The following is an 11,717-nucleotide window of genomic DNA, read 5'->3' on the forward strand; positions in this document are numbered from 1 at the left end:
CAAGTAACTTACTCCTGAGTAAGAATAGTAGCCAACAGGTAATCGCACCAGATCCTTGGAGACGTCAGTGACCAGCAAAGCTCGCACCAACTCGAACTCCGCTGCGGCCCCGAAGCCGGGCGGAAAGCAGCAGCGTCCCGTCGCGATCGTCGGCGGAAACCGCATCCCGTTCGCCCGCTCCGACCGAAAGTACGCGCAGGCGTCCAACCAGGACATGTTCACCGCCACCCTCGACGGACTGGTGAGCCGCTTCAACCTCCAGGGCGAGAAGCTGGGCCTCGTCGCGGGCGGCGCCGTCCTCAAGCACAGCCGCGACTTCAACCTGATGCGCGAATGCGTCCTCGGCAGCGCCCTCAGCCCCTACACCCCGGCCTTCGACCTGCAGCAGGCCTGCGGCACCGGACTGCAGTCGATCGTCGCGGTCGGTGACGCCATCGCGGCCGGCCGCATCGACGCCGGTGTCGGCGGCGGCGTCGACACCACGTCGGACGCCCCGATCGGCGTCAACGACGAACTCCGCGAATTCCTGCTGTCCCTGAACCGCGCGAAGAGCACCGGCGACCGCATCAAACTCCTCGGGAACGTCCGCCCGTCCATGCTCGGCATCGAGATCCCCCGCAACGGCGAACCCCGCACCGGCCTGTCCATGGGCGAGCACGCCGCCATCACCGCCAAGGAGTTCGGTGTCCGCCGCGAGGACCAGGACGCACTGGCCGCCGCCAGCCACCAGAACATGGCCGCCGCCTACGACCGCGGATTCTTCGACGACCTGGTCACCCCGTTCCTCGGCCTCACCCGCGACGACAACCTGCGTCCCGATTCCAGCGCCGAGAAGCTCGCCAAGCTGAAGCCGGTCTTCGGGGTGAAGGCGGGCGACGCCACCATGACGGCGGGCAACTCCACCCCGCTCACCGACGGTGCGTCCGCGGTCCTGCTCTCCACGGACGAATGGGCCGCCGAGCGCAAGCTTCCGGTCCTCGCGCACCTCGTCGACTCCGAGACCGCGGCCGTCGACTACATCCACGGCAAGGACGGGCTCCTCATGGCGCCCACGTACGCCATCCCGCGCCTGCTGGCCCGCAACGGCCTCACCCTGCAGGACTTCGACTTCTACGAGATCCACGAGGCGTTCGCGTCCGTCGTGCTCGCGACGCTGCAGGCATTCGAATCCGACGAGTACTGCAAGGAGCGCCTGGGGCTCGACGGCGCACTCGGCTCCATCGACCGCAGCAAGCTCAACGTCAACGGCTCGTCGCTGGCGGCGGGCCACCCGTTCGCCGCGACCGGCGGGCGCATCGTCGCCTCGCTCGCCAAGATGCTCGCGGAGAAGGGTTCGGGCCGCGGCCTGATCTCCATCTGCGCCGCCGGCGGCCAGGGTGTGACGGCAATCATAGAGGCGTGAACCGACTGGCCTTTCCGGTAGCTGGGAGACCGGAAAGGCCAGCGTGTGCGCGGTGCGAGCGGGGATCCGGCAACGAGGGGTGGCCGGATCCCCGAAAACTTTTCCGACAGGTGTAACGCTGGAGATTAGCTGGCGATATCCCTGTCAGCCCCGTGTTGCTGCCTGACCCCCGACCTGGCAGCAGCGCGGGGCTCTTGCATTTCCGGCGGCCGGTAGGCTGACGTGGGGGTCTCGACCGGGCCTCGCTCGGATCGGATCGCGCTTGAAATGCAACGAGCACCGACGGCAAGCTGAGGCCCGCACGAAGGACGACTCGGTGAGAGGGCCACGGTGAACCACGAAGACGGCGACAAGGGGAGCACTGCACCCGAACGGTCGACGCCGGACCCTTCCACGACGCCCGACAGCGTCGAACCCGAGAACGCGGCCGACGAGCCTGCTTCGGAAGCGGAGGAGGTGACGTTTCCCGACGAGACGCCGGTGACGCAGCCGAGTGCCGACGAGGCCCCGACCACGCAGCCGAGTGCCGACGAGGCTCCGACAACGCAGCCGAGTGCCGACGAGGCTCCGACAACGCAGTTGGACCTCGGTGACCTGGGGGAACGGTCCGAGGAGCAGCCTCCCGAGGCCCCGTTGTGGGTGGAGCCGCCGGCGAACGAGGACGTCACGCAGGTGATTCCCGCGATTCCGCCGGGCCCCGTTCCCGGGCCGACGCAGGCGTACACCAGGCCGGCCGACGAGCCGACCGTGGTTGCTCCGGCCGCCGCGGCTCCGGTCCCGCCGCAGCCGGAACCGGAACCTTCCGCGCCTGCCGAGCCGTCCACGGAATCGACAACCCGTGCTCCCTGGGTGAAGATCGCAGCGGTCACCGGGGGTGTGATCGCCCTGATCGGCATCGCCTACGCCGCGGACCTCGCGGTGTCCTCGGGAAACGTGCCGCGCGGGGTGACCGTGGCGGGCGTCGATGTGGGTGGCTCGACCCGCGAGGAGGCGGAGGCCACGTTGCAGGCGCAGGTCGGCCCGCGCGTCGGTCAGCCGCTGACGGTGCAGGCCGGCGACGTGTCGACGGAACTCGTTCCGTCCGCGGCCGGGCTCGGGGTCGACTGGGAAGCCACCCTCGACCGGGCCCATTCGCAGCCGCTCAACCCGTTCACCAGGGTGGCGTCGTTCTTCACCACCGACGAGATCGGGGTGGTGTCGACTCGCGACGAGGCGGCGCTGGCGTCCGCCGTCGACGGCCTTCGCAGTGAGACCGACCGCGCGTCCCGCGAGGGGACCGTCGTGTTCGAGGGCGCGACCCCCGTGCCGGTGGATCCGTCGACCGGGCAGAACCTGAACGGTGAGGGTGCCGAGGCGGCGTTGATCGAGAAGTGGGCGTTCGGCCGGACGGTGGATCTGCCCGTCGACGTCGTGCCCGTGTCGGTGACGCAGGAGGGTGTCCAGCGGGCGCTCAACGATGTTGCGGTGCCGGCGGCGTCCGCCGATCTGGTGGTCACCGGTCGTGACGGCAAGGTCGCGACCGCGCCGCGTCAGCAGATCGGCGCCATCGTCGGATTCGAACCGGACGGCAACGGCGGGTTGAAACCGACGTACAACGTCGAGGCCGCGACCGGCATCCTCGCCCCGCAGCTCGTGTCGACGGAGATCGTTCCGAAGGACGCGAAGATCACGCTCGACGGGGGATCACCGACTGTCGTCCCCGCCGTTGTCGGCGATCTGGTGCAGTGGCCCAAGACGTTGGAGACACTGCCCGAGGTGTTGCGCGGCAACGGTTCTCACACCACCGCTGCGGTGTACGGACCGATTCCGCCCGCCCTCACGACGGAGGCCGCGCAGGCGCTGGGTGTGAAGGAAGTGGTCGGCGAGTTCACGACCGGCGGTTTCTCGGCGGCGTCCGGGACGAACATCCGGCTCGCTGCCAGCGAGATCAACGGGGCACTGATCAAGCCGGGCGACACGTTCTCGCTCAACGGGTACACGGGTCCGCGCGGTACCGCTCAGGGCTATGTGGAGTCGGGCATCATCAACAACGGCCGCCCGGACACCGCCGTCGGCGGCGGTGTGAGCCAGGTGGCGACGACGCTCTACAACGCCGCGTATTTCGCCGGCATGGAGGACGTCGCGCACACCGAGCACTCGTACTACATCTCGCGGTACCCCGAGGCGCGGGAGGCCACCGTCTTCGAGGGCGCCATCGACCTGCAGTTCCGGAACACCGGAAAGACGGGTGTGATGATCCAGGCCATCGGCGGCGCCTCGGATCTGACCATCCGGTTCTGGGGTACCAAGTCGGTCGACGTCGAGTCGATCACCGGCAACCGCACCAAGCCGACGCAGCCCGACACGGTCACCCTGCCCGCCGGTGACCACTGCATCGCCTCCAGCGGCGCACCGGGGTTCACCGCCAGCGACACCCGGGTGATCTCCGATCACGCCACCGGCCAGGAGATCTCCCGGGACACCAGGACCGTCCGCTACGACCCCGTCCCGATCGTGAAGTGCGAGGAACCCGGCGCTCCCAAGCCCGACGAGCGCACCCCCGCCGCGTCGCCGGCCCCGTCCGCTCCGGCGGAGAGCCCGACCGCCACCCCGAAGCCGAAGCCGAACGACGGCGAATAGACGCACCACTTCTCTGTTCGCACACACCCTTTCGAGGAAGAAAAGCTGAGCGCGAACTGAGAAAGGGTGCGGCTACAGCGACCGCACCGTGAGCGGCTGGGCGGACGGGAGCGGCGCCTGGACAACCCATCCTCGCGGCGATTCGGCCCGGGCGATCGCGCGGCGGACCCGGTCCACCGCCTGTGAAGGCGACTCGAGGTCTTCCCAGGTCCACCGCACCACCCGGAATCCGAGGTCGCGCAGTGCATCCTCGCGTTGTTTCTCGGCGAATACTGCGTCGCCGGGTGATTGCCCCGGTTTCAGCAGCCGTCCGTACTTGACGCGTCCGTCGAACTCCCCGAGCACGATGCCGTCGAAGTGGAAGTCGACGCGCCCGACACGGCGCCCGCCGGGATCGAACACCTCACCTTGCTGGGAGGGAACGGCGAGCCCGGCCCGCGCCAACATCACCCGGCTCCGCGATTCCCCGACACTTTCGCTGTGCCCGCTCACGAAGTGAACGACCCTGCGCGCCGCGTCGATCCCGTGCCGCCGCGCGGCGAGGGCGAGTTCTGCGCCCAGTTCGTCGCGGCTGATGCCGAACGTGCGGACCGCCGCGTCACCGGCCACGACGGCCTGCTCGAACGGCAGCGTCCTCGCGAGGTCGACGACGGTCCGCGCCGGGAGGGTCAGCGCGTGTCCGTCCACCACTGCCACCCGGTCTCCGATCGGGGCGCAGTGCACCGTGACCCGTCGCTTGACCCGGCCGCCTCCCCGCCGGTTTCTGGTGACGTGAACGCGGTCGAGGGCCGTTCGCCACAGCGGCAGTCCGTACACGACGGCCGCGGACTGGTGGCTGAGTACCGCGTCGTCCGAGAGGGCGTGAAGTGTCGAATCGATCAGGAAGCGATGACGTTCCTCGTCGCCGAGCGCCGAGCACACCGCCGCGGAGAGGTACGCGCCGCGGCCGATGCGTTGCCACTCACCGCGCGTGTAGAGGCGTCGGATCTCGTCGTCGCTGTAGCCGCGGCCCAACGCCTCCTGGCGTCGCAGCATCGCCCCCGGGTCGTGTTCCATGGGAACGATTCGCGCCGGGGCGACGCCGCGAATCCGGCTCGGCGGACCGGGCTGTGGATGACCCGAGGGTTGTGGACAACTCCCGCACTCCTTCTCTGCCCGCCTCTGCCCGCGCACTGGCTGTGGGGTCAGAGAAGGTATGCGTCGACCGAGAAGGAGTGCCGGAGTCCACAAAGCCCTGTGAAGCCGATCAGAACGCTGCTTCGTCGAGCTCCATGATGTCGTTGTCGAGGTTCGCGACGATGCCGCGGGTGGCGGTCAGCTCGGGCAGCACGTTCTTCGCGAAGAAGGACGCGATGGCGACCTTGCCCTCGTAGAACGCCTTGTCCTTGTCGGAGGCACCTTCGTCGAGGGCCTTGATCGCGATCTCGGACTGGCGCAGGAGCTGCCAGCCGATGAGGAGGTCGCCGACGGACATCAGGAACCGGACGGAGCCGAGACCGACCTTGTACAGCTCGGACGGCTGCTCCTGTGCGCCCATGAGGTACCCGGTGAGGGTGGCGGCCATGGTCTGGACGTCCTCGAGGGCGGTGGCGAGCAGGGCGCGCTCGGCCTTGAGGCGACCGTTGCCGGCCTCGGTGTCGATGAACTTCTTGACCTCGCCTGCGACGTGGGCGAGTGCCACGCCGCGGTCGCGGGCGATCTTGCGGAAGAAGAAGTCCTGCGCCTGGATGGCGGTGGTGCCCTCGTACAGCGAGTCGATCTTGGCGTCGCGGATGTACTGCTCGATCGGGTAGTCCTGCAGGAAGCCGGAACCGCCGAAGGTCTGCAGGCTGTCCGTCAGGTACTGGTAGGCCCGCTCGGAGCCGACACCCTTGACGATCGGGAGCAGCAGGTCGTTGACGCGGAACGCGAGGTCCTTGTCGGCGCCGGACACCAGCTTGGCGGTGGCCTCGTCCTGGTGCGCCGCGGTGTACAGGTACACGGCGCGCAGGCCTTCGGCGTACGCCTTCTGCATGGCGAGGGCGCGACGGACGTCGGGGTGGTGCGTGATGGTGACGCGCGGGGCGGCCTTGTCCGTCATCTGCGTGAGGTCGGCGCCCTGGACGCGTTCCTTCGCGTAGTCGAGGGCGTTGAGGTAGCCGGTGGAGAGGGTGGCGATAGCCTTGGTGCCGACCATCATCCGGGCGTGCTCGATGACGTCGAACATCTGCGCGATGCCGTTGTGGACCTCGCCGACGAGCCAGCCCTGGGCGGGAATGCCGTGGCCGCCGAAGGTCACCTCGCACGTCGCGGAGACCTTCAGGCCCATCTTGTGCTCGACGTTGGTGACGAAGGCGCCGTTACGCTCGCCCAATTCGTTGGTCTCGAAGTTGAAGTGCGTCTTCGGGACGAAGAACAGCGACAGTCCCTTGGTGCCGGGGCCTGCGCCCTCGGGGCGGGCCAGGACGAGGTGGAAGATGTTCTCGAACAGGTCGTCGGAGTCGGCGGACGTGATGAACCGCTTGACGCCCTCGATGTGCCAGGAGCCGTCGTCCTGCTTGATGGCCTTGGTGCGGCCTGCGCCGACGTCGGAACCGGCATYGGGTTCGGTGAGGACCATGGTGGCACCCCAGCCGCGCTCGACGCAGGTGGCGGCCCACTTCTTCTGCTCGTCGGTGCCGTTGTGGAACAGCACGTCCGCGAACGCGGGTCCGGCCTGGTACATGTGCGCGGCCGGCTGGGCGCCGAGGATCAGCTCACCGATGGCCCACACGACGGACCGGGGGACGGGGACGCCGCCGATCTCTTCGGAGAGTCCCATGCGGTACCACTCGGCGTCCCACAGTGCGCGGAACGACTTCTTGAAGGATTCCGGCAGGGTGACGGTGTGATTCTCGGGGTCGAAGACCGGAGGGTTGCGGTCGGCGTCGGCGAAGGACTCGCCCAGCGGTCCCTCGGCGAGGCGGGCAACTTCACTGAGCATGTTGCGGACGGTGTCGGCGTCGAGATCGCCCCACACGCCGTCACTCAGCGGCTGCTCGAGACCGAGTACCTCGAAGAGGTTGAACTCCAGGTCGCGGACGTTGCTCTTGTAATGGCCCATGTCTTCTGTCTCTCCCAGTGAGATGGTGCGGTCTATCCGTTAGTACCGCCCAAGTTATTACTCGTCGGTAACATCAGCGATATTACGCGCCATTTACCGGACTGCCAAGACTCGGGCGGCGTGCGACGAGGAGTGCGTCGATCGCCGTTCCCGCGTCCGTCTCGCGGAATCGCCGTTCGGCGACGTCCACGTTCAGGCGACCGTCGAGCATGGTCACCAAATCGTCTGGTGTGTAGAGGATTTCGATGTCCTGTGGACCCCCGACTCCCTGCGACAAGTTAACGGCGTCATGCCCCAAAATCATGAGGATTCCGTCAGGTTTCAGCGCGGATATGGCGCGGTTCACAACCTCCAGACGCTCCTCGGGAGCGAGATGGAGGTAGATCATGAGCACCAGGTCGTACTCGCCGCCGAGGTCCGAACCGGTGACGTCGGCGACGCGGTACTCGAGCCGTTCCCGGACCGAGCGGGGCGCCTCGGCGGCCACCCGGCGGGCCTTGTCGAGGGCGACGGCCGAGTAGTCGAGCCCCGTCACCTCCCAGCCGCGGGTGGCGAGCCAGTGCGCGTTGCGGCCCTCCCCGCACGCGAGGTCGAGTGCGCGACCGCGGGGGAGCGCGGTGACCTGCTCGACCACGACGGCGTTGGGTGGCGCGCCCCACACCAGTTCGCTCTGTGAATACCGTTCGTCCCAGGCAGCTGCATCCATGCCCCGACGCTAGTACGACCGCTACGGAGTGAGCGTGGTGCGCATCAGGAGAACGTTGTAGTTGTTGTGCACCGTCGTGAGGAAGTAGAGGTCGCGTCCCGACGACCACGGGTGGATGTAGGCGCCGTACGCGGTGGGCAGTTCCCGGGTGTCGACGAGTACCTCGGGTGGGCCCCACGGTCCGGTCACCGACGGTGCGCGGCGCATGACCACCGAGTTGAACTGATCGGTGGTCAGCATGAGGTACTGCCCGAGGTATTCGTTGTACGCGACGGACAATTCGCCGACGCCGCCCGGCATGATCGGCTTGGCGACGTCGGGGTTGCCCTTGATCCACTTGGCGCCGTCGAAGTACTCGTACGCGCCGAGGTCCATGATCTGGGGTTCCGGGACGCGGGCGATGTGGACGAGTCCGCCGCGCCCGGCGGGTGTGCCGTACTGGTAGACGAAGCCGTCGGCCTTGACGAACGCGCTCATCTGGAAGTTGGCGTTGCCCCCGACGTTCGGGCGCTGCGTCTCGGGGGCGACGGTCCAGTTCTCGCCGTTGTCCTGCGAGTAGACGAGGCCGGAGTAGTTGGTGTCCCACGTGCCCGCCGGACCCCAGTTCTTCACCGACATCATGCTCAGCACCTGGGTGTTGCCGACGGCGACGCCCGCGGTGGGGATGCGGCTGATCTCGACGAACGGGATCTTCGGGCTGGGGACGAGCTCCTTGGACTGGCCGAAGATGTCGCGGGGTGAGCTGTCGAAGTTCATCCCGTCGGACAGGATGCCGTCCGAGCTGCGGAAGAGTGTGCTGCTGCGCCAGGCCCACAGGCTGCCCGACAGCAGGTTGGGCAGTCCGAGTCCGGCGGAGTCGCCGAACGCCGTGAGGACCTGGCCCTGGCCGTTGTCCCACATGACGCCGAGGTCGGTGCCGAGGACGTTGGCGTCCTGGGTGCGGTTGGGACTGAGCATACCGGTCTGTTGGGCGACCGCCTGGGTGCGTCCGGTGAGGTGGGGAATCCCGTTGGTGCCGTTGAGTCCGGGGATCGGATTGATGGCGTTGGGGTTCGCGGCGGCCGGGCCCGCGAATGCGATCAACGTCACGGCCGCGCCGACGAGCGAGGCTGCTGCAAGAGCTCTGGTTCGCTTCACGAAGGTCACTCCATCTCTAGCAGCAGGCGGCACTGCGTGGCCTGAAGAGACCACTCCCCCTACCGGTGATCAACTGCTGGAAATCGCGAGAAGTCTAACAAGTCTGTTCTTCCGAAAGTGTCGATTTGACCGCCCTGTTCGTTTCATCCGTGCCCCTGCAGATCCGATGTTACCCGCGAGTAACAGGAACCGGTGCTACCCGCGGGGCGGCTGCCGACGTAACGTGTGCTGGCGACAAGTCCACACTGCGCGTAACCACGCGGGACCTGATGAGGAGATCGATCGATGGGAAAGCAGATTGCCACCGTGGCTGGAGGTCGGCAGTCCGCCCTTCTCGGGCTCGGCGTGTACCGGCCCGAACGGGTCGTCACCAACGACGAGATCTGTGAACTGATCGACTCGAACGACGAGTGGATCCAGTCGCGCTCGGGCATCCGCAACCGGCGGTTCGCGGCGGAGGACGAGAACGTCGTCACGATGTCCATCGAGGCGGGGCGCAAGGCGATCGAGGCGAGCGGGATCGACCCCGAGCAGATCGGGTGCGTCATCGTCGCCACGTCGACGTACCTGCTGCTGACACCGCCTGCTGCCGCGCTGGTGGCCGACGCCCTCGGCACCAACGGGCCGGGAGCGTTCGACCTGGGCGGTGGATGTGCGGGCTTCTGCACGGCGCTGACCGTGGCGTCCGACCTGGTTCGCGGCGGATCCGTCGACTACGCCCTCGTGGTGGGTGTCGAGAAGATGAGCATCACCACCGACCCGACCGACCGCTCGACGCGCTTCATCTTCGGTGACGGCGCCGGGGCCGTGGTCGTCGGCAAGAGCGACGTCGCAGGCATCGGACCGGTGGAGTGGGGTTCGGACGGCTCCCAGGCCGACGCGATCGTGCAGGACCTGGATTGGTACGAATACATCACGACCCCGGGTGCGACGCGTCCGTACATCAAGATGGCGGGTACCGCCGTGTTCCGCTGGGCCGCCTTCGAGATGGGCAAGGTCGCGCTGCGGGCGGTCGAAAAGGCCGGCATGTCGGTCGACGATCTCGACGCGTTCGTCCCGCACCAGGCCAACTCGCGGATCACCGAGGTGATCGCGCGCAGCATGAAGCTTCCCGAGGGTGTGCCCGTGTCCGACGACATCGCCGAGAGCGGCAACACGTCGGCGGCATCGGTGCCGCTCGCCATGGAGGAGATGCTGCAGTCCGGCGCCACCAAGCCCGGCGACACCGCCCTGCTGCTCGCCTTCGGCGCCGGGCTGTCCTACGCGGCCCAGGTCGTGACGATGCCGGTACTCGCGAAGAACTGACCCGGTCCCGTCGGGGGCAGGAAAGCAGGGATCGATGGGTGTCACCCGGCAGTCGGTCGCCGTCGCGGTGCTGATGTCCTCCGCCGTGGCCCTCGCGGGCTGCGGCGGCGGGAGCACCGGTGGGGCCGGCACCTCGACGGTGTCCGGCTCTGCGGTGGAACTGAACTCGGGCGGTGACTGCGCGGGCCGCGACGTGATCGTCAACCGGGACGGTGCCGGGGTCGTCCTCGAGGGCGAGTGCGGCACCGTCACCATCGAGGCCAACGGTGTCTCGGCGACCGTCGCCACGTCGAACGCGGTCGTCGTGCGCGGTCAGGACACCAGCGTTGTCGGCGGGCAGACCGGAACGCTCACCATCTCGGGGCGCAGCAACAGTTCCACCATCGACGTCGTCGAATCGATCGAACTGCAGGGCAACGCCGTGACCGTGCTCGGCAAGCAGGCGGAGCGGATCTCGGTCACCGGAAGCGGGAACTCCCTGAACGTCGACGACGCCGGTGCGATGACGGTGAGTGGCAACGACAACTTCGTGCGCGCGGTGTCCCTCGACTCCCTCGAAGTGACCGGTTCCAACAACTCCGTCGACTGGGACTCCGGTGCGACCGCCCCGGCGGTCGACACCGGCTCCGAGAACCGGCTCACCCCGCCCGGAGCGTGATCACCGCGCGCCGCACCCGGTGAGCACCGCGGCCATCGCATCGCGTTCGGGCGGCGTCACCCAGAGTCGGTACGCCACTTTCACTTCCACCTGCCGTGCCACGTAGGTGCAGCGGTACGCCGCCAGCGGGGGCAGCCACGTCGACGCGTCGGCATCGCTCTTGCGCTGATTGGTGGGTCCGTCCACCGCCTGCAGATTGCGGGGATCGTTCGCGAGGTCGGCCCGCGTCTGCGCGTCGAGGAGCTGAGCGCCCTTCTGCCACGCGTCCGACAGCGCCACCACGTGATCGATCTGCACGGCGTCCGACGTCTTCGTGCCGCGGGTGAACGCAATGATGTTGCCCGTGTAGAGATCCCGCAACGTACCCGGCTGCACCACGCAGTCGCGGGTGCGGTCCCGCGACGTGATGTCGACGAGGTCGCGGCGCAGGATGTCGTTGCGGGTGTCGCAGCCGTTGCGTCCGAGCGCGACCGACACGTTGTCGGTCCAGCTGGGGCCGAACAGCTCCCGGTCGTACCCCGTCTTCGGTGCCCTGCCCTTCACCTCGAGGGTGGACAGCTGGGTGAAGGCCACCTGGATCTGTTGTGCGTCAGTGGCTTCCGCCGGCGCGGCCGGTCCGGTTCCGGAGGCGAGGGTGTCGTCGGGATCCGGTGAGAGCATCGTGACGAGCACGACGACGAGCAGGCCGGCGAGGATCCAGGGCCACTTGGTTCTGATGGTCGTGATGATGGAGCCGGTGTTCGGTACCGCAGAGCGGGGCATGAATCTCTCCTGAAATCAACGCTGTTCGTCATTTCTATCAGGAGTG

General features: G+C 67.9%; 9 protein-coding genes. 4 read left to right on the top strand and 5 right to left on the bottom strand.

Annotated features, from left to right (window positions below; genetic code table 11):
* Positions 1-67: 67 nt before the first annotated feature.
* Complete coding sequence (locus AC1DWT_RS02955) at positions 68-1,402, top strand: acetyl-CoA C-acetyltransferase (protein WP_477919651.1); 1,335 nt, start codon at positions 68-70, stop codon at positions 1,400-1,402.
* A gap of 330 nt (positions 1,403-1,732) precedes the next feature.
* Positions 1,733-4,021, top strand: a complete 2,289-nt coding sequence (locus AC1DWT_RS02960; RefSeq protein WP_477919653.1) for a VanW family protein — start codon at positions 1,733-1,735, stop codon at positions 4,019-4,021.
* A 72-nt stretch (positions 4,022-4,093) separates the two neighbouring features.
* On the opposite strand, the gene AC1DWT_RS02965 is transcribed toward AC1DWT_RS02960, so the two are convergent.
* The 4 genes from AC1DWT_RS02965 to AC1DWT_RS02980 form a co-directional block, all read right to left on the bottom strand.
* Positions 4,094-5,077: a hypothetical protein gene (locus AC1DWT_RS02965; protein WP_477919654.1), complete on the bottom strand. Its 984-nt coding sequence runs from the start codon at positions 5,075-5,077 to the stop codon at positions 4,094-4,096.
* Positions 5,078-5,267: 190 nt separating this feature from the next.
* Positions 5,268-7,103 (bottom strand): acyl-CoA dehydrogenase, encoded by a 1,836-nt coding sequence (locus tag AC1DWT_RS02970; protein WP_477919656.1) that lies wholly within the window; start codon positions 7,101-7,103, stop codon positions 5,268-5,270.
* Positions 7,104-7,185: 82 nt separating this feature from the next.
* Positions 7,186-7,809: a class I SAM-dependent methyltransferase gene (locus tag AC1DWT_RS02975; protein WP_072947506.1), complete on the bottom strand. Its 624-nt coding sequence runs from the start codon at positions 7,807-7,809 to the stop codon at positions 7,186-7,188.
* 21 nt (positions 7,810-7,830) lie between these two features.
* Positions 7,831-8,946 (bottom strand): DUF4185 domain-containing protein, encoded by a 1,116-nt coding sequence (locus AC1DWT_RS02980; RefSeq protein WP_072947505.1) that lies wholly within the window; start codon positions 8,944-8,946, stop codon positions 7,831-7,833.
* Between the two features lie 285 nt (positions 8,947-9,231).
* Between AC1DWT_RS02980 and AC1DWT_RS02985 the strand changes: the two genes are divergently transcribed.
* Positions 9,232-10,251, top strand: a complete 1,020-nt coding sequence (locus AC1DWT_RS02985; RefSeq protein ID WP_072947504.1) for a beta-ketoacyl-ACP synthase III — start codon at positions 9,232-9,234, stop codon at positions 10,249-10,251.
* A gap of 34 nt (positions 10,252-10,285) precedes the next feature.
* Complete coding sequence (locus AC1DWT_RS02990; protein WP_095863477.1) at positions 10,286-10,909, top strand: DUF3060 domain-containing protein; 624 nt, start codon at positions 10,286-10,288, stop codon at positions 10,907-10,909.
* Here the strand turns inward: AC1DWT_RS02990 and AC1DWT_RS02995 are convergent, their stop codons facing one another.
* Positions 10,910-11,671: an HNH endonuclease family protein gene (locus AC1DWT_RS02995; RefSeq protein WP_477919659.1), complete on the bottom strand. Its 762-nt coding sequence runs from the start codon at positions 11,669-11,671 to the stop codon at positions 10,910-10,912.
* Positions 11,672-11,717: the final 46 nt, after the last annotated feature.

Source organism: Rhodococcus sp. P4_B6 (genome assembly GCF_056402215.1).